Genomic DNA, 23,737 nt, shown 5'->3' with positions numbered 1-23,737 from the left:
AGTTGATCAGCCGCCATCCTCATTCGCTTGAGGACTCGCCATGAAACACAACCCTCACTCCCCTCCCATGACCACGCTGTATACCGAAGGTCGCCAGACCTTTGTCGAACTTGTACCTGACGGCGGTGCCCGCCTCGACGCCTTGTTTCATACCGTACCGGCGTTGGGAGAACTGGCAGTCGGTGTTGTGTACGGACATCTGCATGCACGCCCCGGACTCGACCCGCGCCTGCGTGAAGCCGTGTCATTCGCCGCGATCGTGGCCTCAGGCATGATCGGCCCGCCGTTGAGCGTCCATCTCAAGACGGGACTGGCCTCGGGACTGGCGCCCGGCGAAATGACCGAAGTGCTGCTGCAGGCGTCGGCATTCGCGGGGTTTCCGCGAGCGGTGAGCGCGGCCGAGCAACTCAATCGTTTGTTCGACGAGGCCGGTCTGATATCGCCTCCCGCACCGACGCCGCGTGAGGTGGCTTTGGCGTTCTGTGAGCTCGTGCGCGAAGGACAAGCGCCGATTCCTGTCAGTACCGCAGTGAAACGCCAGTTGAAGCATGCCCGCAGCCTGTCGCTGCTGGCGACATCGGCACACTCGGTGATCGTTGAATGTTTTGAACAGCAGTCAACTGCGCAAGCCATGCTACGACTCGAGGTGCAGGGTGCAGCCGTGACGAGCGTAACGCTGTTCAAGGCTCACTAATCTTGCGCCGACACGGCCTCGCCCCAACTTTCTGCCGACACTGGCGCAGGCTGCGCCTGCAACGGTTATACGATCAGGCGGGCGGTGCCGAACAAGCTGACACGCAGCAATTCACCGTGGACCTCTTCCAGCAGAATCGGCGCCGTGCCGCCGGGCATGACGACGTGTACGGCGCCACCTGCGACCCAACCGACCCGCCACGCCGCTGACGCCACCGCGCTGGCACTGGTGCCCGAGGAGGCGGTCGGCCCTTCGCCGCGTTCGAACACCCGGGCAACGATGCGTTGTGTCGCCTCGCGCGCGGCCCATTGCAGATTGACGCCCGCCGGACAGGGCTGCCCGGCGCCGGCCGGCATGGCGTAAGCGATCCGGGTCAACCCCTCACTCAATGGCGACTCACGCATCTGCTGATTCTCGGGCAATGCGCCCTTGTCGCTGAGCAGTGTCACGCAATGCGGGTTGCCGATGCGTACGAACTGGCTATGGGCCCACGACGGATCGAGCTGCACCAACGGTTGCACAGCGCTGACATCCCGACCGTTGAACCCAACGGTTGGCGTCCATGATGCGTCAACGGCATCAGGTCCGAATACGGGTTGACCGAGGTCCAGCCAGAAGCCCCTAACGCCTTCGACCTCGGCAGGTTTTACCGAGGTTTCCACCGGCTCGCCCTTGTCATGATGAACACGCAACAGCGCACCCTCCTCCGCCATCCAGCCTTGCGCGGCCAGAAACTCAGAGAAAATCGTCAAGCCATTGCCACTGCGTTCGGCCAGCGAGCCATCGGTGTTGACGATCAGCACCTCGAACGGCGGTGAAGCCTGGAACGGGCCGATCAACAGACCGTCGCTGCGGTGGGGTTTGCTGTTCGCCGGGCGCTCGCCTTCAGGCCAGTCGCAGCACAACGTGATGGCTGCGCGGCTCCAGATCTGTCTCGACGAAGCACACTGCGCAGCACTGGCCGGTAAATCAATGCCCGCCTCGCGAAGTGCCTGCGGCGAAATCACCCCATAAATATTGCCCCGTGCATCGTAGAACTGCGTCATCACCGGCCCTTGCTGTTAAATCCCCTGAAGCCGCCACTGTAAAACGCAATCCCTTGTGGGAGCGAGCTGCTCGCGATAGTGGTGTGCAGTCGACATTTTTTCCACTGACACACGGCTATCGCGAGCAGGCTCACTCCTACAGGTTAGGATGTCGGCTGTACGTCCTCGAATGACTGGCGATCGAACCTCGACGCTCAATCACTGTCCTTCGGGGACGCGATGTTTTTTGCCAAGGATCGATATGACCAGCCTCAACCCTCAAGACACCTTCGTCCCCGGACGCCTGCAACAGATGTCCACGCGCATCGCCTTCTTCATTGCCGGTCTCGGGATTGCCGCGTGGGCACCGCTGGTGCCTTACGCCAAAGCCCGCGCCGGACTGGATGAGGGCACGCTGGGGTTGTTGCTGTTGTGCCTGGGGGTGGGTTCGATTCTGGCGATGCCGCTGGCGGGGATTCTGGCCACGCGCTTCGGCTGCCGGCGTGTTGCCACCGGCGGCACGTTATTGATCTGCGCGGCGTTGCCGTTACTGGCGACGGTGTCGTCGATACCGGCGTTGATCGCCACGCTGTTCGTGTTCGGTGCGGGCCTCGGTACGGTGGATTCGACGGTAAACCTGCAAGCAGTGATCGTCGAACGCGCCAGCGGCAAGAACATGATGTCGGGCTTTCACGGCTTGTTCAGTCTCGGCGGGATCGTCGGCGCGGCGGGTGTCAGCGCCCTGCTCGGCCTTGGCTTGACGCCGCTCGCGGCGATGCTGGTGGTGGTCGTGGTGTTGATCGCGGCGCTGTTCAAATGCGTGCCGCACATGTTGCCCTACGGCAGTGAAAGCTCGGGCCCAGCGTTCGCCATCCCCCATGGCATCGTGCTGTTTATCGGCGGAATGTGCTTCATCGTCTTTCTCACCGAAGGCGCGGCGCTGGACTGGAGTGCGGTGTTTCTGGCGCAGGAACGCGGGATCGACACCGCCTATGCGGGATTGGGTTACGCAGCGTTTGCCCTGACCATGACGGCAGGACGCTTGATGGGTGACCGGATTGTGCGGATTGTCGGTGCTACGCGGATCATTTTGTTTGGCGGTCTATTGGCAGCGGCAGGCTTGTTTCTGGCGACCTTCGCGCCGAGCTGGGAAGCGGCACTGGTCGGTTATGCGCTGGTCGGTGCCGGTTGTTCGAACATCGTGCCGGTGCTGTACACGGCGGTGGGCAAGCAGACGGTGATGCCGGAAAGCATCGCGGTGCCGGCGATTACCACGCTCGGTTATGCAGGGATTCTGGCGGGGCCGGCGGTGATCGGCTTTGTAGCGCATGCCAGCAGTTTGAGTTTTGCCTTTGGTTTGATGGCGGTGCTGTTGGTGGCAGTGGCCATCGGCGGCAAAGTCCTGAAAGTCTGAAGCAAAAGATCGCAGCCTGCGGCAGCTCCTACAGGAACGCATTCCAATGTAGGAGCTGCCGCAGGCTGCGATCTTTTGATCTTATGCTTTAGAAGCCGACGCTGGCCTGCACAAAGAACGTGCGCGGCGCGCCGACATACATCCCCGAGTTGTTGTCGCTGGAGCGGGTGAAGTACTGCTTGTCGAAGACGTTCTTCACCCCCGCGCCCAGCTTCAAATTCGACACCTGTGGCCCAAAGTCATACCCGCCACGCACGTTCCAGGTCACGTAACCCGGAATGTCGCCGTACTGCCCGTCCGCCGTGCCGTCGGTAATGTAATTGCCGTTGAAGCTGCCATCGGCGTTCACCCCGGTGCCCGGCGAACGCTGTTTCGACTGGGCAAAACCGTCGAGGTTGTAGGTCCAGCGGTTGATGTCATAACGCAAACCAACGGTCGCCACCTGCCGCGAATAGAACGGCAGATCACGGCCCTTGAAGCCCGGAATCTCGCCTTCATAAGTAGCGCGGGTGTAAGTGAAACCCGCGTTGGCGGTCAAGCCATCGAGACGCGGATCCAGCGCCGCCATGTCGTAATGCAGCGAGGCTTCAATGCCCTGGTGCTTGGTCGCGCCGAGATTCGTCCAGCCCACGTCGTTGCTGATGTATTGCAGCTCGTCATCGAAGTCGATGTAGAACAGCGTCACTTCACCGCCCCACACATCGTCGTTGTAGCGCGTGCCGATCTCGTAGGTCTTGGCCTTTTCCGGCTCTAGACCGTTGGCGGTCTGATCACCCGCACCGCCCTGGCCGAGCTGGAAATACTGCAGGCTGCCGAACGAGGTTTCGTAGTTGGCGAACAGTTTCCACGCGTCTGACAGGTGATACATCACGCTCAGCGCCGGCAGCGGTTCGTTGCTTTCGATGCTGCGGTTTTTCGCCTGTACCGGTTTGCCGGCCGTGTCGAGCACCGCGCGGTCATGCCAGTCAGTGCTGATGTGTTCGAAGCGAATACCGGGAGTAATGGTCCAGTTGCCGACGTCGATTTTGTTGTCGATGTAGACCGAATTGGCTTCGGTGCCGCCGGTACGGTCCTGGAACACATGGCCGTCGGAAGTCGGTGTAAGCACCGGCTGGTTGTTGACCAGCGCCACACGGCTCGACGATTCGTGCATCGCCTCTTTCAGGTAGCGATAACCGACACTGACTTCCTGGGTGGTCGGGCCGACATCGAATACCCGCGACACCCGTGGCTCGATGCCCAGCGTGTAATACGAACGCGGGTAGGAGCTGAGGGTTTTCTGGTCGCGGGCGGCGATGGTGCTGCCACGGAAACTGTCGGTGTAATACGTCAGAATCTCCGCTTGGGTGCGCTCGTCGATCTGGCGGATCCACTTGAACGACACGTCTTTGCGCCGACCGGTGAACTGGTCGTAGTCCCGCACCGAGTCGTACGGTTTGGCGTCGTACTGCTTCTGTGTCAGACCGCCGGGCATGTCGGCCGTAGCGTCGTAGTAGTGGAAGTTGAGGCTGAAATCGTCCTGATCGGTCGGCGCCCAATGAGTCTTGAGCAGCACGTCGTCGATGTCGTTGCCGTTGTTGCGCTCGCGGTAGCCGTTACCGTTGACGCCGGAATACAACAACGCTACGCCCATGCCGTTATCGGCAGTGCCGCCGAGGAACGCGGTGTCGATGTGTTTCCAGCCACCGTACTGAGTGGTTTCCAGGGTGGTGCCGATTTCACCGGTGGCTTTTTCCGGAATCGCGCGGGTGACGAAGTTGATCACCCCGCCGACGTTCTGCGGCCCATAACGCACCGAACCGGCGCCGCGCACCACGTCAATGCTGTCGAGGTTGCCCGAGGAGATCGGCGCCATCGACAGTTGCGGCTGGCCATAGGGGGCGAACGCCGCCGGCACACCATCGATCAACACGGTGGAGCGCGGCGACAGACGCGAGGTCAGACCGCGCACACCGACGTTCAGGGAAATATCACTGCCGCCGGTGCCGTTGGAGTCCTGCACCTGCACGCCCGGCACACGCTTGAGCACGTCACTGACGTTCATCGCGCCCTGCTCGACCATCGCTTCGCGGCGGATCACCGTGCGCGCGCCCGGATGGTTCTGCACCACCGCAGCGTTGGCATCACCGAGCCAGTCGCCGACCACTTTGATGTCGGTCACGCCCAATTCCAGCGGGCCGTTGCCGGCGGCGGAAGTCGCGGCTGGCGACAGCGTTACCGAGCCTTCATTGATCTGATAATCCAGACCGCTGCCCTGCAGCAATTGGCGCAAAGCCTGTTCCGGAGAGATATCGCCGTCGACCGCCGGAGCCTGTTTGCCGGCGACCAGGTCCGGGCTGAAAAACACTTGCAGCGATGTCTGCTGACCCAGTTCACTCAGAGCCTGACCCAATGGCTGCGCGCGGATATGAATCGCTTCGCCAGCAAAGGCCAGCGGCATCGCCGCGTTGACCGCCAGCGCGAGAGCCAGCGGCAACCAAGGGGATTTTTTGTTGTTGGCAGGGGTGTTTTTCACGTCGTACGTAGTCCTGTGGATCGCAAGAGTGTGCGGCTGTTAATGCAAACCAGTTGCAGTTGAACAGGAAGACGATGAACTCGAAAAAAACCTGAATTTTATTTTGAAATTATTTCCTGACTGCCATCCGCAAGGGTGCGCACGGCCACTGGCAGGATGCTCGGCAAGGCTTTGAGCAAGGCATCGGTGTTGTCGGATTTGAACACGCTGGTCAGGCGCAGACTGGCCACCGACGGGTTGGCAACGGTCAGCGGCTTGTCGCGATAACGCGATACTTCGGCGGCGACTTCGCTGAGGCTGGCGTTGTTGAACACCAGTTTGCCGCTGCGCCATGCCGTCAGCTCCACCGGGTTCACCGCATAGGCAGCGGCGACTTTGCCCTGCGCGTCGACATAGGTGCCGAGGCCGGCGGTCAGGCTGATGAACTGATCATCTGCTGCATCACGACCCTGCACTTTCACTGTGCCCTGCTCAACTGCCACACGGGTTTGCATGCCATCGCGGCGCACATCGAAACGCGTGCCGGTGACCGTGACTTTGCCGTTGCCCGCCTCGACCACGAACGGCCGCGAGGTGTCGTGAGCGACGCTGAACATTGCCTCGCCTTCGCTCAATTCGATGACGCGACGATCCTGTTCAAAACGCACCTGCAAACGGCTGCGGCTGTTCAGATCAATCACCGAACCGTCCGGCAGCGCCACATGTTTGCGCTCGCCCAACGTTGTGGCGAACTCGGCGCTGTAGCCGCCCGGATGATTCAAACCACTGAACAGTCCCAGCCCGAGCGCCACCGCTAGCACACTCGCGGCCACGGCATAACGCAGCATCGGACGGCGTTCGCGGCGGGTTGGCGGTGTTTCAGCGAGGGCTTTGAGGCGTGGCGCCGGGAGCAGATCGGCCGCCGACCACAAGCCCTGGAGCAACTGGAATTCGTCACGGTGCTGCGGATGTTGATTCAGCCAGGCGTCGAAGCGCTGCTGCTCGACGCCATCAATAGCCGGCTCCTGCAAACGCACAAACCAGCGAGCCGCGTCATCGCGCACCGTTGTTTGCCCGCACGCGCAATCACGCGTATCCATCATGGAATGTCCTGTTGGGCTGGGGATGAAAAGCTGCGGCGGTTCATGACTGCAGCCCGTCGAGGCGATCGCGCAGATGCCGCAGGGTGCGGATCATATACTTTTCGACCATGTTCTTGGACAGCCCCAGGCGTTCGGCGATTTCGGCCTGGGTCAGCCCTTCGATCTTCTGCCAGACGAAGATCTTGCGGCAATTGACCGGCAGCTCGCTGAGCGCCCGTTCGATGGAATCGGCCAACTGGATCGCCTGCATGTAATGCTCCGGGTCGCCGGATGACGACTCACTGTGATCAAGGGCCTGTGACTCCATGGCGCCGCGCCGATCCTCACGCCGATAACCGTCGACCGCAATATTGCGCGCGGTCTGATGCAAATACGCCCGTGGCTGCTGCACCGCCGCCGAATCGGACTCAAGCACGCGCACAAAGGTGTCGTGCGCCAGATCCTCGGCCTGCGCGCGATTGCGCAGGCGACGAGTCCAGGTGCCGATCAACTCTTCGTAATGCTCGAAAAAGCCGGGTCTGCGAGGACGCATGGGGGTATTGGCGGCGTGCTAAAGAAAAGGGCGTGAATAGTAATGGTTACCATTAAGCCGAAGCAATGGATTCCTCGACCGACTGTCCGCGCAGCAACTGAAGATCAGCGTTTTAGCGCAATCACGCCGCTCATGTATTCATGCAGATCGCGCAGATCCTTAACGCTCCAGGCGTGTGGCGGTATCTTTACCCCGTTCTCCTGCAACGTTTTCGGAATCAGGTTGCCGTTCGGGCGAAGGATGATCGACGACACAATCACGCCCGGATATTCATTCAGGCGTTTTTTGAACGCGGACGTTGTCAGGTCAGGTGTAGGCGGATTGCTTTTATGCGCCAGCGGTCCGGTGCCCTTTATATCGGCGCCGTGGCACACAGCGCAGCGCTGCGAATAGAGGTTTTTGCCGTTGCTGTTATCCGCGAACGACACGGAGGGTTGAGCGATCAACAAAGCCCCGAGTACTGCGACGAATGCTGTTTTCATTGTTTGCCTCCATGGCGTCTTTAAGGTCGCGCATGATGCGCGAGATTTATCGCTTGGCGCAAAACAAAGTGGGAGCGAGCTTGCTCGCGAAGGCGGTACATCAGGCACTGGTTGCAGTGACTGGGCGGACGCTCTCGCGAGCAAGCTCGCTCCCACAGGGTTCGGTGGTGGATGGCAGATCTGGCACATCCACTACCGTTGGTTTTAGCCTTTTTCGTCGATCCCGGCTTGCAGGGTCTGGGTATCCAGATGCCCGCTGAGGGTGACCGGACCGACTTTCAGGTTGCCGTTTTCCAGGGAAACCTTCGGTGCGTTTTCCTCGGCTTTATGCGGCAGATCAAGGCCCGCTTTCACACCGTAGTCACGGTTGCTCAGATCAGTGCTGCTGACCTTCGAACCACCCAGATCGACCTTCCCTTGCGTCGCCGATATGCGCGCACCGGTCAGTTGTGTTGCGCCGTCGACCGCGAGGTTCAAGCCTTGGCTGGCACTGATACCGGACGCCTGCGCAACGCTGTCCTTGTGCGCGTACTCACCCTGCACTTTCAGCGTCGGTTTGTAGTCGGTGCCGGCGAGCTTCTCTTTGTCGCTCGGTGGATTTTTCTTCGCAGTCAGGCCCAGATCGACATCGACCTTGGCGTGGTTGCTGCTGTCCTGACGGCTTTCGACGGTCAGATCACCCGCGACCTTGCCGCTGACAGTTTTCGCGTCGATCTGCGCACCCGAAAGCTGTGCATCACCGGCGCTGTTCAACACCACGCTGTCAGCCTTGATCTGACTGTTCTGCTGGGTGCCGCCTTGCAGGTAATCCACGCCCACTTTGGCCCCGGCGTTGAAATCATGATCGCTGCTGGCCTTTTCATCGGCTGCCGTTGGGGTCTTGCTGCTCAGTTTGCCGCCGGCGTTCAACGCGACATTCCAGTTATTGCGGTTGTCGCTGGACTGCGCCGATTCCTGCACATAACCGCCCTTCTGCGCGTCGATGTTGACGTTCGGTGCGCTGACTTGCGTGCCTTGCAGATGAACCGAATCACCGTTCAGGACAATGCCGTTCTCGCTATTGAGCTGGCCACCGCTGAGGATTTTCGAATCCTCGTTGACCCGGCCGATGTTGAAGTTGCCGCTCAGATTGCCGCCCTGATCACGGCTCTTCTCGCTGCTGGTTTTGCTGCCGCCGCCCTTCAAACCACCGCCGAGGTTGCTGCCGATGGCGGTGTGAGTGTCGGTTGCGGCTTGCAGATCGAGCTTGCCGTCGGCGTGCAGATTTATGGCGCCAGCGCCGATCTTGCTGCCTTGCTGGACTTGATTGCCGCCGCTGCTGAGTTGCACCGGGCCGTTGCCGATGATGCTCGCCACATGAGCCTGGGTGTCAGTGCTGTGCTTGCCGCTGTGATCGAGCTGGAACCCGGCGCCGAGATCAACGTTGGTACCATCGGTGCCCGGCAAGGTGCCGACCGTCAGCGAGCCATTGCCGCGCAGGCTGCTGTCGTTGCTGTTCTGCCGGTCGTTGGCCTGATTCAGCGCCAGATCACCGCCAGTGTTGATGCTCACACCGCCCTGCCCGCCATCGAAACGGCTGCCTTCGAACTGCGCGTCGCCACCGACTTTGATGTTCACACCCTGGCTGCCGGCGTAACCGCCGACCACGGCGGTGGAACTGTCCTTGCTCGACGCACTGCTGCCACCCGCGCCGCTGCCAGCGACGTTCACGTCTTCACCGGTCTTGGTGTAGACGCGCACGTCGACCTTGGCATCCACCGCGTTGGCGCTGCTGCTATGCGTATTGCTCGCAGCATCGGCAAGCAGTTTGTCTGCACTGATGTTCACTTGGTCGGCGCTGGCGTTGTATTGAGTGCCTTGGTCATGCAGCGTGCCAGTGGTTTTCACATCGACAGTGCCGCCGTCAAAACGGCTGACCACAGCGTTGCTGCTCTGCTCGGTTTTGCTGGCGCTGCCGTGACCGACCGCGACGTCGATACCGACATTCGGCTGACCGAGATTGGCCAGTGCGTCCTTGTCCGGGATCTTGCCGTTGAGCACGTCCTTGACCGCGCCCGCGACCGGCCGGGCGATGTCTTTGTACTCGAGGTTGGCGCCGATGTCCGCCGACCAGTTGCTCTCGGTGTGCGTGCTGCTTTCGCGGTTGCTGGCCGCGCGATTGTCGATCTCGTTGGCGGCAACATTCAGACCGTTGCCGGCCTTGAGTTGTGCACCTTCGGTGGCGAGTTTGTCGGCATTGATGTTCAGATTGCCGCTGCTCTGCACATTCGTGGTCTGTGCGGTGGTTTTGCTGGTCGAATCCTGCGCCGTGCTGTGGGCGAAGTCGACGCCACTGCCAGCACGGTCGAGGCCGCCGGTGTAGTAGAAACCACCGCCGGTGCTGGAGGTGTCGGTGGCGGTTTTGTGGCTATCAACTTCGGCCAGCAACGACACGTTTTTACCGCTCAACGTTGTGTCGCCAGCAGTGGATTTCACCTCAGCGCCTTTGAGCGTGACGTCACCGCCCGCCTTCACCTGCACACTGCCGCCGCTGAGGCTGGAGCCTTGCTGGGTGACGTCGTTGCTAGTGACGGTTTGCTGTTTGTCTTGGTAGTGAACCCCGGCGCGATACTGCTCTGGCGTTTGCTCTTTGGCGTACGCATCGAAGCCACGGGTTTGCGTGGTATCAGTGCTGTCGTGAGTGTTCTGCGCAGCATGCACATGGACGTCACCCGCCGCGTCGGCCGTCAGCGCCCCGTCAGCCTTGACCGTAGAACCCGCCACTTCGATGTCCTTGGCGCTTTTGAGCTTGAGGTTGCTGTCCGACACCAGTTCACTGCGCACGGTGCTGCTGTCTTGGCTGTTCTGCCGCGACTCGTCCTTGCTGATGCCGAAGAACTTGCTGTCCTTGTCGTGGTTGTTGCTGTGCGAGGTGTCCTGCACACCATCGATCACCAGCGAACCCTTGTCGCTGATCACGCTGGCGTCGGTGCCGCCACGCACCTGGCTGCCGCTGATACGCACGTCGTCAGCCTTGACGATCAACTTGCCGCTGGCGTTGACCTTGCTGCCCTGATGCTGGGTCTTGCCCTTGTCGGCATCGCCGGTCTTGCCGAAGAAACCACCGCCAACCAGATCGCCGGAATATCGGTTGTCGCTGCTGCGATTGGTACGAGTTGCCGTGGTGATTTCCACCTGTTTGCCGGCCAGTTGCACGTCGCCGGCGCTGCTCAATTCGGCGCCTTCGGAGCGCAACAGCGCGGCGGTTTGCAGCGCAATGTTACCGGCCTTCAATTGGCTGGTGACGCTGCGCTGCTCTTCGCTGCTGCTGTTCCAGTCGGCTTTCCACAGGTGTTTGCGGTGGTTGCCTTGATCGGTCTGGGTGTGGCTTTCAGTGGCGGCGGTCAGGCGCAGATCGCCAGCGCTTTGCACGCTCAGATTGTTCGCGGCTTCGACTTTGGCGGCTCTCAGTTCGGTGTCTTTGCCGGACGACAACTTGGCGTCGCGGCTGGCAATAATCTGGCTGCCGTGCTGACGCGATTCGCTGTCAGTCTGGGTGCGATCGTAGGTTTCCCAGGTGATACCGATGGTGCTGTTGTTCCAGTTTTCGCGCTTCTCCTGAAGCTTGCGGCTTTCGACAGTGGACAGGGTCAAGTTGCGTTTGGCGTCGACCGTAACGTCGCGAGCGCTGACATCGGTGGCGGCCAGCGTCAGGTCCTTGCCGCTGTGCAAAGCGACATCGCCCTGGCTGCTGCGGATACCGGCGCGGGTCACGTCGAGGCTGTTGGCCAGCGCTTCACCGCTGACACTCAAGTCACCGGCTGAGCGGATCTGCACACCGTCACGCCCGGCCACCTGCACCGCGCCCACCCGCACGCCGGCACCTTCGGCGGTGCTGACAATGTTGATGCGCCCGGCCTGCATCGCGCCGAACAGGCTGGCGTCGATGCGTTGATCAGCGGTGTTGCCCGCCGGATCAACGGTTTTCACCTGGCCGCTGCCGTAGTCGACCTGATTACGCCCGACCGTGAGGTTCAATTGATCGCGCGCAGTGATCGCGCCCTGACTGTCGATACGCGGGGCGATCAGGTTGATCGAGCCCTCGCCGTTGCGCAGGCCGCCATTTTGAATCTGCAACTGACCACTGGCGTCGCGGCTGTTCAGGCTTTGCAGTTTGCCGTCATTCAGTTCCGGGCGACCGACCACCAGATTGGCATTCGGCGTGTTGATGAAACTGCCGCCATTGACCGAGATGCCGTTGGGGTTGGCCAACACGTAATCGGCAGGCCGGCCGAAGATTTCCTGCGCGCCGTTGATGGCGGACGGATTGCGGCTGATCACTTCGTTGAGGATCACGCTCGCGGCCTGTCCTTGCAGTTGCGGGTTGGCCGCCAGTTGCCCGGCCAGTTGCGATTGCCCGGCCTGCAAGGCATTGTTCAGCACCAGGCCCTGACGGTCGACGTTGTAGTCGAGGAATTGGTTGTGCGACAGGCCCGAACCGTTGGGTGCGACGATGTTGACGATGGGCACACCGCCCTGGGTCTGCAATTGCGCAGTGCCGCCGGGTCCTGGTGCGACCACGACGCCGCCGGCGAGCGCGCTCGGCAGATGCACGGCGAAGAACAGGCTGGCAATCGCCCAGCGCAATTTGCCCCGAGGGGAAAGATGAAATGCAAAGGTGTGTGCTAGCATAAAAACGTCTCCATGTGAGTACGGCATCACGTTGCGCGTTTAGTCTTGGCCGTGGCTGACGCGCTCAGATCCGACGGCTGTTTGTTCACTGCGTTGTTCAGATTTGCAGGCCCACGCGCATCAGCCAGGTCTCTGGCTCGTGCTGCAGACCGTTCGGGGTGTTGAGGGCGCGCTGGTAATCGACGTCGACTTGCAGATTCTTCCAGCCCAGATTCAGGCCGACACTGGCGCCGCTCAGGCGTTGGCCCTGCGCGCCGTGATCAGCCTTGATCCAGCCGTGGTCGAGGCCCACACGCGGGGTGATCTGCAGCGGCCACTCAATGCGCATCGGCAGGCGCAAGGTGTTGCGCCAGATCGCGCCGCTGGCGCCGGAGGCACTGCTGACCCGGTAGCCGCGCACCGCCGAATCGTCGGTGCCGAGCAACTGTTCAATCGCTGGCAGCGGGTCCGGGCTGTACTGCACATTGAGTTGGCTCTGCCACTGCCAGGCCTGCGCGCCGAACTGACCGTTACGCCATTGGCTGAGGCCGGCGCGGTACTTGCGAAACTGCGCCTTGGGCAAATTGTTGATCTGCTGCTGTGAATCGTCGTCGGCGCCAAACCAGCGCAGGCCTTGGGCGTAATTGACGTCGAGGTTCCACACCGCGCGGTCGAGCCAGAACAGATTGAGCCCGGCCTCGGCCACGGTCAGGGTCGGGCTCTGAATGCCGAGGCGGACGTCTTGCAGATAGCTGTCGACATCCTTGTGCGCCAGTTGCAGGTTGGCGCTGAGTTGACGGCTCTGGTCGCGCCACAACACACGGTCGGCGCGCAGGCTGACCTGGTCGGTGATGCCGGTGCTGTGAAAGGTCACGCTCGGCAGTTTGAATGGCGCGCGATATTCGGCATGGCTGGCAAACACGCTGTAGGTCCAGTAGCCGTAAGGGATCGCGTAATACAGGCTGGCATTGCGGCTGTAGCGGTCACCCTGATTGAGGGTGTCGCTGGCGCTGAGGCTCAACAAGTCGTTGAGTTGCAACGGGCTGTCGAGACTGAGGCTGACCGTATCGCGGTCGCGTCCGGTGCTGGCGCTGCCGAGGTTGTCGAAACCGGCATTCAAGGCCCAGCGCGAATGCGCGGAGGTGCGTGAGCGCAGGATGATTCGCGAGGCGCCGGGCTGGCTGCCGGGGGCGATGTCGGCGGTGAGATCGATCGAGCGCAGGCGATTCAGTTGATCGAGGCCCTGCTCCAGATCGCGCAGGTTCAGCGGCTCACCGAGCATGTTCGGGAACGCGCCAGCGAGGGACACCGGCAGACTTTGATCGGCCAGTTCGATGGACTCGATGTAGCCTTCGTCAACGCGGATATCCAGCGACTGCCCCGCTGCCGGTGCGCTGACCAGATACGGGCGGCTGGCAATGTAGCCCTTGTCGACGTAGCTCGCGGTGATGGTCGCCAGCAGATGATTGATCTGGCCGACGCCCATGCACGGCGCCAGCAGCGGTTTGATCCGCGCGTTGAGTTTGTCGCTGTCGATCAGCGTGACGCCGCCGATGCGCGTGCCGCTCAATGGCCAGCAACGTTCATCGGGAGTAACCGTTTGCGGGATGGCCGGAGTGATCGGCGTCGGGCCGAACGCGCCGCGCTCCAACTGTCGCTTCCTTTGTTCAAGTTGCAGTTGTTGCAGATCGCGCTGTTGCTGTTGCTGCTGGCGCAGCACTTCCTGGCCCGGCGCTACAGGTTCGGCGGCTTCAATCGAGGAGGCACAGACACTCGACACAAAGGCCGACAACAGCGGGCAAAGCGTGGAACGACGACGGAAAACAGCGCGAAACGGATACGGCACGCAACATCCTTGCGATCATAAAATGGCGTAATGCCATGTCATCAATGATCGTGATAGTCGGAGCCCTCCTACACAAATGCAAGACGCTTCCTACAGCGCTTACATTTCTTAAACAATTGCTTTGCCTGGCTTTATTGTCAGCAGCAAGGCCACGGCGCTGCACACTATCAGGGTTTCCCCGAGAGCTTGAGACCAGCCGGCGAGCATCAGCCCTGTGCCGATCAGCAAGTAATACATCAAGCCCAACAACGCCCCGGCGGTGCCCAATCGATCAGCGTAATCGGCCAGCGCCGCACCGAGAATGTTGGGGATCGCCAAGCCGAACGCCAATACCACCAACAACATCGGCAGGACGAACGCGACACTGTTCTGCAGCGACCACACGCCCACGCCACCGAGCAACGCGATGCCACCCGCGAGGCGAATCAACTGCAATGCCTTGAACCCGGCTGTCAATAAACGCCGGTTAAGCCATGCTCCAAAACCTGAACCCAGCGCGAGGATCACACCGCTGTAACCGAACACACTGGCGTCCACCCCCAGCCGCTGAAACATGAACGGGCCGAGGCTGTAATAACTGAAAAGCGCCACGTTGAATGACGCGATCCACAGCGCCGAGCGCCAGATTCCCGGGTCACGCAACATGCGCCCTGACGTTTCGAACAGGCAGACGTGCGGTGGTTGTTCCGCTCGGGTTTCCGGCAAGGCGTACACACTCCACAACCAGAGCAGCGTGGCCAATAACAGCAAGGCGCCGAGCACACCGCGATAACCAAAGGCCTGAACCAGACCGGCGCCACTGAACAAACCAATCGCCGGACTGGCCGCCAGCGCAATGCCCACCAACGAAAACACCTGCGCCAGTTCGGCGCCTTTGAAGCGGTCGCGCAACACGGTTTGCGTGACCACCGAGCCCACCGCCGCACCGAACGCCGCCAACATCTGCGCCAGTAACAAGCCGTTGAAACTGCTGACCCGCAGGCCTAAAAGCGTGGCCATCGCATAGATTGCCAAGCCCGCGAGCATCGCCGGGCGCCGACCGATGCGATCACACAAACGCCCCCACACCACCACCCCGACAGCAAACGCGAGGAAATACACCGACAACGTCTGCGCGGCGGCTTGCGGGCCAACGTTAAACACACGCCCGATATCACCGAGCGCAGGGCTGTACAGGGTTTGCGCGATCTGCGGAAACATCAGCAGCGAAATCGCCAGCCACAGGAAATGTCTGTTGTTCATTCTTCATCACTCCTCACATAAATCGCCGAGGAGTTTAAGAATCGGTGAGTGGCGTATTATCCGAACCCTGCCAACTAATCGCTGAAATCGGACAACCCATGGCTTGGCTCGACGCCCACGCAACCTTTGACGCTGATCGCTTTCAGGCACCGGTGATTGGCATCGCCTCGACTTTGAGTGATCACAATTCCGGCCTGCACCGTCATCAACGCGGGCAATTGCTGTACACGCGACAAGGCTGCACGCGGATTACCCTGGCGCAGCAGCTGTGTCTGCTGCCGCCGTCGCGGGCGGCGTGGATTCCGCCGGGTGTCAGCCATCGTGCCGTGATGCAGCAAAGTGTCGATTACCGCTCGATCTACCTGATCCCCGAACTGTGCGCCGAGTTGCCGCAGCAGGTCTGCGTGATCGAAGTCAGCCCCTTGTTGCGTGCGGTGCTGGAACCAATGGCGCTGGCCGATTTCGCCACCGATTGGCAGCAAGGCAAATTCGCCCACCTGCTCGGCCTGTGCCTGAGCGAAATCGTCGAAGCGGCGCAGCAACCGATGCTGTTGCCGTTACCTCAGGACAAGCGCCTGGCGCCGCTGCTGAAAACGCCGGATCGACTGCCACCGGAACTGCAAGTGCTGGAACAGCAGATCGGCGCCAGCAGCCGCACCATCGGGCGAATCTTCCAGCGCGAAACCGGCATGAGTTATCAGCAATGGCGCCAGCAGTGGCGCTTGATGCGCGCGATGGAATTGCTCGCCACCGGACGCAGCCTGAGTTACTGCGCTTTTGAAACGGGTTTTGCCAGCGACAGCGCCTTCATCGCCTTCTTCAAATCCATGACCGGCAGCACACCGGGCCACTGGCTCAAATGAACAACTGACGATCGGCGTCAGAAATCATTTGCGACTAAATATTACCTGCGTCATATTACAGCCGTAATAACTACCCGTTTACCCAGGTAATCCGCCATGACCAGCATGCCCAACCTCGAACCTGTTGTGGTGAAGTCCAAGCCGCCCCTGCTTAAACGCTTGCTGCTTCCCGGCGCGGGTTTGCTCGCGCTGATCTTCGCCGGTGTGTATGCCGTGCACTGGTGGGGCGCCGGGCGTTTTCTCGAAGAAACCGACGATGCCTATATTGGTGGCGATGTCACGGTGATCGGGCCGAAAGTCGCCGGTTACATTGACGAAGTGCTGGTCAGCGACAACCAGCACGTCAAGGCCGGCGATGTGTTGATCCGCCTCGACGCCCGCGACTATCGCGCCAACCTCGCCAAAGCCGATGGCGCCGTCGCCGCCGAAGAAGCGCTGCTGGCCAACCTCGACGCCACCGAACAACTGCAACAAGCAGTGATCGGTCAGGCCCGAGCCGGCATCGACGCCGCCGGCGCAGAAACCGCGCGTTCGCAGGATGACAACGCGCGCTACAAACGCTTGGTGAGCACCAATGCTGTGTCCGTGGAAAGCGCACAACGCGCCGACGCCACCTTCAAAACCGCACAAGCCCTGAGCGCCCGCGCCCAGGCCGAACTGCTTGCCGCGCAACGCCAACTCGCGGTGATCGACACCCAGAAACAACAGGCCCGCGCCGCCCTCCAGCAAGCCCGCGCCGAACGTGATCTGGCGCAGTTGAATGTCGGCTATACCGAACTGCGCGCGCCGGTCGACGGCGTCATTGGCAACCGCCGCGCTCGAGTCGGCGCCTATGCCCAGGCCGGTTCGCAACAATTGTCCGTGGTACCGGCCAGCGGTTTATGGGTCGATGCCAACTTCAAGGAAGACCAATTGGCGCGGATGAAACCCGGCCAGCGCGTGAGCATCCGCGCCGACGTGCTGTCCGGTCAGGAATTCCACGGCCGTCTCGACAGCCTCGCCCCTGCCACCGGTTCCCAGTTCAGCGTGCTGCCGCCGGAAAACGCCACCGGCAACTTCACCAAAATCGTCCAGCGCGTGCCGGTACGGATCCTCCTTGATCCGGCTGACGGCGTGCTCGGCCACTTGCGTCCGGGGCTCTCGGTAACAGCGGAAGTCGACACCCGCGCGCAACCTGAAACCAGCGCCGTGGCCGTCGCGCCATGAGCAGCACCCTCGCCGCCCCTGCACAGCCATTCAACCCGGCGGACATGGCGACCGCGACCAAGGTGTTCGCCTTCGCGACCATGTGCATCGGCATGTTCATCGCGCTGCTGGATATCCAGATCGTCTCGGCGTCGCTGCGTGATATCGGCGGTGGACTGTCCGCCGGCACCGACGAAACCGCATGGGTGCAGACCAGTTACCTGATCGCCGAAATCATCGTGATTCCGCTGTCGGGCTGGCTGTCGCGCGTGTTCTCGACGCGCTGGTTGTTCTGCGCTTCGGCAGTCGGTTTCACCCTCGCCAGCCTGCTCTGCGGCGTGGCCTGGAACATCCAGAGCATGATTGCCTTTCGCGCGCTGCAAGGATTTCTCGGCGGTTCGATGATTCCGCTGGTGTTCACCACGGCGTTCTTTTTCTTCACCGGCAAACAACGGGTGATCGCCGCCGCGACCATCGGTGCGGTCGCGTCCTTGGCGCCGACAATGGGGCCGGTGATCGGTGGCTGGATTACTGATATTTCCTCGTGGCACTGGTTGTTCTACATCAACCTGGTGCCGGGGATTTTCGTTGCCGTAGCGGTGCCGATGCTGGTGAAAATCGACCAGCCGGAATTGTCCCTGCTCAAAGGCGCGGACTACCTGAGCATGGTGTTTCTCGCGCTGTTTCTCGGTTGTCTGGAATACACCCTCGAAGAAGGCCCGCGCTGGAACTGGTTCAGCGATCAGACCATTCTGACCACAGCGTGGATCAGTGGCCTCGCCGGATTGGCCTTCATCGGCCGCACCTTGCACGTGGCCAATCCGATCGTCGATCTGCGTGCCTTGAAGGATCGCAATTTCGCCCTCGGCTGCTTCTTCTCGTTCGTCACCGGCATCGGCCTGTTCGCAACGATTTACCTGACGCCGCTGTTTCTCGGCCGGGTGCGCGGCTACAGCGCGCTGGACATTGGTCTGGCGGTTTTCTCCACTGGCGTATTCCAGATCATGGCGATTCCGCTGTATGCCTTTCTGGCCAATCGCGTCGATCTGCGCTGGATCATGATGGTCGGTCTGGGTTTGTTTGCGGTGTCGATGTGGGAGTTCAGTCCGATCACCCACGACTGGGGTGCCGGAGAGTTGATGCTGCCGCAAGCGTTGCGCGGGATTGCTCAGCAACTGGCAGTGCCGCCGGCGGTGACGTTGACCTTGGGAGGGTTGGCACCCGCACGGCTCAAGCATGCGTCGGGCCTGTTCAACCTGATGCGCAATCTCGGCGGTGCCATTGGTATTGCGGCGTGCGCGACCATTCTCAATGACCGCACCAACCTGCACTTCACGCGGCTGGCCGAGCATCTCAACAGCAGCAATGAAGCGTTGAATCAGTGGCTGTCGCAGGTCGGCGGCAACCTCGCGACTCTGGGCCAGAGCGGCGACGTCGGCGTCACCGCCAGCCTGCGCCAGTTGTGGTTGCTGACCTACCGCGAGGCGCAAACCCAGACCTACGGCGACACCTTTTTGATGATCGGGGCGTGCTTCGTCATCGCCACCGCGATGGTGCCCTTGATGCGCAAGGTGCAACCACCGGCGGCGCCGAGTGCGGATGGGCATTGATGCCTATTCTGAAACTATCCACCGCCCCCTGTGGGAGCGAGCTTGCTCGCGAATACGGTGTATCAGGCAACAATTTTGCGACTGATACATCGCTTTCGCGAGCAAGCTCGCTCCCACAGGGGTTATGCGTTGAGGCTTACACCTGCGGGATTTTGCGGAAGCCCACAGCCAGACGATTCCAGCTGTTGATGGTGCTGATTGCCACAGTCAGGTCGACCATTTCTTTCGGGGTGAATTGCGCCGCGACCACGTCGTAATCCTCGTCCGGCGCATGGGTCAGGCTCAGTTGCGTCAACGATTCGGTCCACAGCAACGCGGCGCGTTCGCGGTCGCTGAAGAACGGCGCTTCACGCCAAGCAGTCACCGCGAACAGCCGGCGCGGGGTTTCGCCGCCCTTGATCGCATCGGTGGTGTGCATGTCGATGCAGAACGCGCAGCCGTTGATTTGCGAAGCACGCAGCTTGACCAGTTCGATCAGGTTTTTCTCCAGCGGCAGTTTGGACACCGCGGTTTCCAGCGCGATCATCGCTTTCAGGGCGTCTGGGGAAGCGGTATAGAAATCGGTACGAGGTTTCATGGTGGCTCCGGGCAGCAAGTGAATGTGTGGCTACGTTAGCCCTCACACCCGGTTCGGCAAATAGCCAATATTCCAGAAGATCAGGAGGCCACTGGGTGCAAAGGCTGACCGCTCGTCAGGCAACCGGCACCAAGGGTCCTGCGCGTCTGACCAATATCAGGTACATCCCCTTTCTGGAGACGGATCATGATCACGCGCAAACTCACTTCGTTGTTACTGGCCGGGCTGCTGGCCAGCGCCTCGGCCGTCAGCTTCGCCGCCAACGATGGCGCTGACGCCACCGGCACCAAATCCGGTGCTACGAGCGGTTCGACCATGCCACCCGATAACACGCCGGGCGCGCCTTCGGGCGGTAATGGCTCCAACGGTGCCGGTTCCGGGACTGGCACCAATGGCGGCGCCAGCGGTTCGGGGTCGGGGGCTGGCGGCGGCACCGGTTCGGCCGGAGGCGGCACTGGCGGTGCGGGCGGTGGCACTGGCGGCTGAACGAACAAGAGCCATCCGTGGTGAAAACCCTCGGTTGTATGGGTACTCACATAACCTTGGCTTGATGAAAATCACTGTGGGAGCGAGCTTGCTCGCGAAGGCGGTAGATCAGCCAATATCTTCATCGGCTGACACGGCGCTTTCGCGAGCGAGCTCGCTCCCACAGGGGTTTGTGTCAGCGATTGGATCAGCGATCAGAGCGCATCAACTCGGCCAGGCCGCTGTCCAGCGACAGCACCGCCGCACGATTGCGCCCGGCATTTTTCGCCTGATACAGCGCCGCATCGGCACGTTGGATAAACACTTCCAGGCTGTCATTGCCACTCGGGATAAACGAATAACACCCCAGACTCACCGTCAGATACCCGGTCGGCGAGCCGCTGTGGATGATGTGCTTGTCGATCACACTGCGGCGGATCTGCCCGGCAATTGCCAGCGCGCCGTTGATGTCAGTGTCTGGCAACAGCACCGCAAACTCCTCGCCACCGTAGCGTACCGCCAGATCCGACTTGCGCTGGCAGCACGTCTGCAGCACCTGTGCGACCTGAGTCAGACAATGATCGCCGGCGACATGACCATAGGCATCGTTGTAGCGCTTGAAGAAGTCGATATCGAGCATGATCAGGCTGACCGGGCTGACCTGCCGCGCGCCGCGGGCGAATTCGATCTCCAGCGAACGCTCGAACAGACGTCGATTGGCCAGCCCGGTCAGGCTGTCGTGGGTCGCAATCTGCTCCAGTGTGCGCTGGGCCTTGCGCAGGTTTTTCTCGATCCGTTCGCCGTCGCGCACCTGATGAATGAACACCCAGCCAAACAGGCCGACGCCGAGAATCACCAGCGCGACAATCACACTCGACTGGAATGCGCGGGCGTACCAGCCCTCGAGAATCGTGTCGCGCGACGTCGCCGCCGACACCACCAACGGATACGCCGACAAGCGTCGATAGCCGTACAGACGCACAACCCCATCGACCACCGAATCGATCATTGCGGTGCCGGCGGAGGCCTCGGGCAGCAACGTGCGATAAATCCGCCCTTGCGCCAGCGACGTGCCGATCAGGTTTTCATCAAACGGACGGCGGGCGAGCAAGGTGCCGTCGCTCAGACCGAGAAACATGATGCCTTGGTCGTCGAGGCTGAAACTTTCGAAGAAGCGGTCGAAGTACGACATCTTGATCCCGGCCAGCAGCACACCCTGAAAATTGCCGGCGTGATCATTGACGCGCTTGGAAATCGGGATGATCCACTCACCGTTCTCGCGGCTGCGAATCGCCGGGCCGATGTGCGCCAGCGTCGAGGCGTTCTGCTGGTGAAACCTGAAGTACTCGCGGTCGGCCACGCCATTGCCACGGGGCAGATCGGCGAACGAGGTAATCACCCATTGGCCCTGCGTGTCGAAGAGGAACATGCCGTGCAACTGATCCAGTTGCTGCACGCGCCGGGCGAAGGTTTTCTGCAGGCGCGGTCGCTGCGCCGCGCCGTAGCCGTCATCCTGAATCCAGTCAACCAGGCTGGTCATTACCAGATCGGCGGCAAGGAATGTGTCCTCCGCTTGCTGCGCCATGGCCCGGGTCAGGTTGCTTGAAGCCACTTTTGCCACCGCCAGATCCTGACGCCGCGACTGCTCCAGTTGCAGGTACAGCAAACCGGACAGGCACAGCCCCACCGCAACGATAAACAGCACCGCCGCTTTGCGCAGCGGCAGGCGTTTAAGGGTGCCTCCGGGGGCCTGTTGCGGGTCGTGAATAGGGATAGGCAAAAGCAAGTCCTGGGCAGGTACGACAAGGGCGCCAGCGGGAAAACCCTTATGTTTGTGAGCGTAGCCCACTGGAATCTACGGGGCAAACACCCCGGTCCCGCCCAGGTATATCGGCGCGCAACGAGTTTGGATGATCGCTGTTCGCAGATTTATTTTCGATTGCCTCTTTCGGGTTAGTCAGTTGTGAAGGGCCAGGCGCCGCATCGCACTGTGCAGATGCGCGCGCGCACTTTGCGGATCACCTTCGCGCATCTGCTCATAGGCTCGTTGCGCAATGGCATGAGGCACAGGCTTCAATTGCCGTTGCGTGGCCATCGCCAGCAATTGCACCTGCGCGGCGCGCTCCAGGTAATAGAGGTCGTCCCAGGCTTCGGCGATGGTCGGCGCGGCAACGATCACGCCGTGGTTTTTCAGAAACAGAATGTCGGCATCGCCCATGACACTGGCGATACGGTCGCCTTCGGACGCGTCCAGCGCCAGACCGTTGTAATCCTCGTCTACCGCCGTGCGCCCATAGAACTTCAGCGCGGTCTGCCCCAGCCACAACAGCGGCGGCCCTTGCAGCAGGCACAGCGCCGTGGCGTGGGGCATGTGGGTGTGGAAGGCGACTTTCACTCGCGGCAGTTGCTTGTGCAGACGCGCATGAATGTAAAACGCCGTGGCTTCCGGCTGGCCTTCGCCTTCAACCACATTGCCGTCGAAGTCGCAGACCAGCAGATTCTGCGCAGTCACTTCGGCAAACGCATCACCGTAGGGATTGACCAGAAACAGATCGTCGTGCCCCGGCAGCATCGCCGAAAAATGATTGCAGATGCCCTCCTCCAGGCCATGCAGCGCGGCCAGTTGAAAGCACGCCGCCAGCTCAGTGCGCGCGGTGATGATCGCTTCCGTGTCGAGGTTCAGCGCTGTCAGGCGTGAGGCCCGTGCACTGGCGGTCAGGGTGTGAGCCATGACGATTCTCCGTGATTACCAACCGAGGGATTTGAACAGCGGCAACACTTGATCAAGGCGGTTGAGGATCGCGTCGGGGCGATAGTCCGCCAGCAACTGGCGACCGGTGCCGCGATCGATCCACACACAGCGAAAACCCATGTCCCGCGCCGCCGTGTGGTCAAGCATGGGACTGGCACAGATGTGCACGACTTCATCGCGGCTGACGCCCAACTGCTCATGAGCGTAGTCGAACAGCCGTGGCGCCGGTTTATAGGCGCCGGCCTGTTGCGCGGTGATCACCCGGTCGATGTAACCACCGAGTTGCGCGACGTTGCCGGCGATGATGTCGTCGTCGGTGTTGGAGACGATGCACAGTTTGAAACCCATGGTTTTCAATTCACGCAGGGTCTCGATCACCTCGGCAAACGGCGGCATTTTCGGGATCGCAGCGGCCAGACGCTGGTTGTCTTCGGGCAGGCTGGGCAGGCCCAATTCTTCCAGGGCCAATTGCAGGCCGAGGGTACTTAGCTCGCGGAACGAACGGTGCGGCGGCGTTTGTTCGAGGCGATGTTCATGGCGATCATAGACTTCGATCAGGTGCCCGACGTCGACCTGATGCTCGCCCTTCTCGCTGAGGATTTCCCCAACGACGGCTTTGAGGCCTTCGTCCCATTGAATCAACGTGCCGTAGCAATCGAAGGTCAGCCATTGCGGGCGCGGTGTGTTGATGAGTGTCATTGGTCGAATCCTCCGTGGTGAGGACTTCAGCTTATGAGCGCACGGTGATAGTGTGAAATTAAATAAATAGCCAATCGTCAGTTGAAAAACCACTATCGAGAGCA

The 23,737-nt window shown here is 61.2% G+C and carries 18 protein-coding genes; 6 read left to right on the top strand and 12 right to left on the bottom strand.

Annotation, left to right across the window (positions count from 1 at the left end; translation table 11 throughout):
* Nucleotides 1–40 precede the first annotated feature (40 nt).
* Nucleotides 41–694: a carboxymuconolactone decarboxylase family protein gene (locus tag HUW52_RS11990; RefSeq protein ID WP_175553746.1), complete on the top strand. Its 654-nt coding sequence runs from the start codon at nucleotides 41–43 to the stop codon at nucleotides 692–694.
* Nucleotides 695–759: 65 nt separating this feature from the next.
* Here HUW52_RS11990 and HUW52_RS11985 read toward each other — a convergent pair whose 3' ends face one another.
* Complete coding sequence (locus HUW52_RS11985; RefSeq protein WP_175553745.1) at nucleotides 760–1,740, bottom strand: diaminopimelate epimerase; 981 nt, start codon at nucleotides 1,738–1,740, stop codon at nucleotides 760–762.
* Nucleotides 1,741–1,981: 241 nt separating this feature from the next.
* Here HUW52_RS11985 and HUW52_RS11980 point away from each other — a divergent pair, with 241 nt between their 5' ends.
* Nucleotides 1,982–3,133 carry an MFS transporter gene (locus HUW52_RS11980; RefSeq protein WP_175553744.1) on the top strand — a complete coding sequence of 384 codons (1,152 nt, stop codon included), beginning with the start codon at nucleotides 1,982–1,984 and terminating at the stop codon, nucleotides 3,131–3,133.
* An 88-nt stretch (nucleotides 3,134–3,221) separates the two neighbouring features.
* Here HUW52_RS11980 and HUW52_RS11975 read toward each other — a convergent pair whose 3' ends face one another.
* The 7 genes from HUW52_RS11975 to HUW52_RS11945 all read right to left on the bottom strand — a co-directional run bounded on the left by HUW52_RS11975 (nucleotide 3,222) and on the right by HUW52_RS11945 (nucleotide 15,482).
* Nucleotides 3,222–5,648 (bottom strand): TonB-dependent receptor, encoded by a 2,427-nt coding sequence (locus HUW52_RS11975; protein ID WP_175553743.1) that lies wholly within the window; start codon nucleotides 5,646–5,648, stop codon nucleotides 3,222–3,224.
* A gap of 98 nt (nucleotides 5,649–5,746) precedes the next feature.
* Nucleotides 5,747–6,730 (bottom strand): FecR family protein, encoded by a 984-nt coding sequence (locus HUW52_RS11970; protein WP_175553742.1) that lies wholly within the window; start codon nucleotides 6,728–6,730, stop codon nucleotides 5,747–5,749.
* A 40-nt stretch (nucleotides 6,731–6,770) separates the two neighbouring features.
* On the bottom strand, nucleotides 6,771–7,262 hold the full coding sequence (locus HUW52_RS11965) for a sigma-70 family RNA polymerase sigma factor (RefSeq protein ID WP_095121112.1): 492 nt from the start codon (nucleotides 7,260–7,262) through the stop codon (nucleotides 6,771–6,773).
* A 104-nt stretch (nucleotides 7,263–7,366) separates the two neighbouring features.
* The gene (locus tag HUW52_RS11960; RefSeq protein ID WP_175553741.1) at nucleotides 7,367–7,744 is read right to left on the bottom strand and encodes a c-type cytochrome; all 378 of its coding nucleotides are present in this window, start codon (nucleotides 7,742–7,744) and stop codon (nucleotides 7,367–7,369) included.
* 204 nt (nucleotides 7,745–7,948) lie between these two features.
* A complete protein-coding gene (locus HUW52_RS11955; protein WP_175553740.1) occupies nucleotides 7,949–12,415 on the bottom strand; it encodes a hemagglutinin repeat-containing protein in 4,467 nt (1,488 codons plus the stop codon).
* Nucleotides 12,416–12,512: 97 nt separating this feature from the next.
* On the bottom strand, nucleotides 12,513–14,240 hold the full coding sequence (locus tag HUW52_RS11950; protein WP_175553739.1) for a ShlB/FhaC/HecB family hemolysin secretion/activation protein: 1,728 nt from the start codon (nucleotides 14,238–14,240) through the stop codon (nucleotides 12,513–12,515).
* Between the two features lie 108 nt (nucleotides 14,241–14,348).
* A complete protein-coding gene (locus tag HUW52_RS11945; protein WP_175553738.1) occupies nucleotides 14,349–15,482 on the bottom strand; it encodes an MFS transporter in 1,134 nt (377 codons plus the stop codon).
* A gap of 98 nt (nucleotides 15,483–15,580) precedes the next feature.
* On the opposite strand from HUW52_RS11945, the gene HUW52_RS11940 reads away from it, so the two are divergent.
* The 3 genes from HUW52_RS11940 to HUW52_RS11930 all read left to right on the top strand — a co-directional run bounded on the left by HUW52_RS11940 (nucleotide 15,581) and on the right by HUW52_RS11930 (nucleotide 19,140).
* Complete coding sequence (locus HUW52_RS11940; protein WP_175553737.1) at nucleotides 15,581–16,345, top strand: helix-turn-helix transcriptional regulator; 765 nt, start codon at nucleotides 15,581–15,583, stop codon at nucleotides 16,343–16,345.
* Between the two features lie 96 nt (nucleotides 16,346–16,441).
* Complete coding sequence (locus HUW52_RS11935) at nucleotides 16,442–17,551, top strand: HlyD family secretion protein (protein WP_175553736.1); 1,110 nt, start codon at nucleotides 16,442–16,444, stop codon at nucleotides 17,549–17,551.
* Nucleotides 17,548–19,140 carry a DHA2 family efflux MFS transporter permease subunit gene (locus tag HUW52_RS11930; protein WP_175553735.1) on the top strand — a complete coding sequence of 531 codons (1,593 nt, stop codon included), beginning with the start codon at nucleotides 17,548–17,550 and terminating at the stop codon, nucleotides 19,138–19,140. Before HUW52_RS11935 ends, HUW52_RS11930 begins: the two co-directional genes overlap by 4 nt.
* A gap of 136 nt (nucleotides 19,141–19,276) precedes the next feature.
* Here the strand turns inward: HUW52_RS11930 and HUW52_RS11925 are convergent, their stop codons facing one another.
* On the bottom strand, nucleotides 19,277–19,717 hold the full coding sequence (locus HUW52_RS11925) for a carboxymuconolactone decarboxylase family protein (RefSeq protein ID WP_175553734.1): 441 nt from the start codon (nucleotides 19,715–19,717) through the stop codon (nucleotides 19,277–19,279).
* Between the two features lie 186 nt (nucleotides 19,718–19,903).
* Between HUW52_RS11925 and HUW52_RS11920 the strand changes: the two genes are divergently transcribed.
* Nucleotides 19,904–20,203: a hypothetical protein gene (locus tag HUW52_RS11920; RefSeq protein WP_175553733.1), complete on the top strand. Its 300-nt coding sequence runs from the start codon at nucleotides 19,904–19,906 to the stop codon at nucleotides 20,201–20,203.
* Between the two features lie 187 nt (nucleotides 20,204–20,390).
* Here HUW52_RS11920 and HUW52_RS11915 read toward each other — a convergent pair whose 3' ends face one another.
* The 3 genes from HUW52_RS11915 to HUW52_RS11905 form a co-directional block, all read right to left on the bottom strand.
* On the bottom strand, nucleotides 20,391–21,962 hold the full coding sequence (locus tag HUW52_RS11915; RefSeq protein ID WP_175553732.1) for a diguanylate cyclase: 1,572 nt from the start codon (nucleotides 21,960–21,962) through the stop codon (nucleotides 20,391–20,393).
* A 177-nt stretch (nucleotides 21,963–22,139) separates the two neighbouring features.
* On the bottom strand, nucleotides 22,140–22,913 hold the full coding sequence (locus HUW52_RS11910; RefSeq protein WP_175553731.1) for an aldolase: 774 nt from the start codon (nucleotides 22,911–22,913) through the stop codon (nucleotides 22,140–22,142).
* Nucleotides 22,914–22,928: 15 nt separating this feature from the next.
* Nucleotides 22,929–23,633, bottom strand: coding sequence for a haloacid dehalogenase type II (locus HUW52_RS11905; RefSeq protein ID WP_175553730.1), 705 nt, complete (start codon nucleotides 23,631–23,633; stop codon nucleotides 22,929–22,931).
* Between the last annotated feature and the right edge of the window lie 104 nt (nucleotides 23,634–23,737).

It is taken from the genome of Pseudomonas sp. 43A (genome assembly GCF_013363935.1).
Lineage (GTDB): Bacteria > Pseudomonadota > Gammaproteobacteria > Pseudomonadales > Pseudomonadaceae > Aquipseudomonas > Aquipseudomonas crudilactis.
Note: the sequence above shows the minus strand (reverse complement) of the source record. Positions and strands in the feature narration are given on the sequence as shown.

What these genes read in the sequence shown, in the direction of transcription:
- HUW52_RS11990 (WP_175553746.1), top strand. Translation starts at nt 41, where the DNA reads ATGAAACACAACCCTCACTCCCCTCCCATGACCACGCTGTATACCGAA.
- HUW52_RS11985 (WP_175553745.1), bottom strand. Translation starts at nt 1,740, where the DNA reads ATGACGCAGTTCTACGATGCACGGGGCAATATTTATGGGGTGATTTCG.
- HUW52_RS11980 (WP_175553744.1), top strand. Translation starts at nt 1,982, where the DNA reads ATGACCAGCCTCAACCCTCAAGACACCTTCGTCCCCGGACGCCTGCAA.
- HUW52_RS11970 (WP_175553742.1), bottom strand. Translation starts at nt 6,730, where the DNA reads ATGATGGATACGCGTGATTGCGCGTGCGGGCAAACAACGGTGCGCGAT.
- HUW52_RS11965 (WP_095121112.1), bottom strand. Translation starts at nt 7,262, where the DNA reads ATGCGTCCTCGCAGACCCGGCTTTTTCGAGCATTACGAAGAGTTGATC.
- HUW52_RS11960 (WP_175553741.1), bottom strand. Translation starts at nt 7,744, where the DNA reads ATGAAAACAGCATTCGTCGCAGTACTCGGGGCTTTGTTGATCGCTCAA.
- HUW52_RS11955 (WP_175553740.1), bottom strand. Translation starts at nt 12,415, where the DNA reads ATGCTAGCACACACCTTTGCATTTCATCTTTCCCCTCGGGGCAAATTG.
- HUW52_RS11945 (WP_175553738.1), bottom strand. Translation starts at nt 15,482, where the DNA reads ATGAACAACAGACATTTCCTGTGGCTGGCGATTTCGCTGCTGATGTTT.
- HUW52_RS11940 (WP_175553737.1), top strand. Translation starts at nt 15,581, where the DNA reads ATGGCTTGGCTCGACGCCCACGCAACCTTTGACGCTGATCGCTTTCAG.
- HUW52_RS11935 (WP_175553736.1), top strand. Translation starts at nt 16,442, where the DNA reads ATGACCAGCATGCCCAACCTCGAACCTGTTGTGGTGAAGTCCAAGCCG.
- HUW52_RS11930 (WP_175553735.1), top strand. Translation starts at nt 17,548, where the DNA reads ATGAGCAGCACCCTCGCCGCCCCTGCACAGCCATTCAACCCGGCGGAC.
- HUW52_RS11925 (WP_175553734.1), bottom strand. Translation starts at nt 19,717, where the DNA reads ATGAAACCTCGTACCGATTTCTATACCGCTTCCCCAGACGCCCTGAAA.
- HUW52_RS11920 (WP_175553733.1), top strand. Translation starts at nt 19,904, where the DNA reads ATGATCACGCGCAAACTCACTTCGTTGTTACTGGCCGGGCTGCTGGCC.
- HUW52_RS11910 (WP_175553731.1), bottom strand. Translation starts at nt 22,913, where the DNA reads ATGGCTCACACCCTGACCGCCAGTGCACGGGCCTCACGCCTGACAGCG.
- HUW52_RS11905 (WP_175553730.1), bottom strand. Translation starts at nt 23,633, where the DNA reads ATGACACTCATCAACACACCGCGCCCGCAATGGCTGACCTTCGATTGC.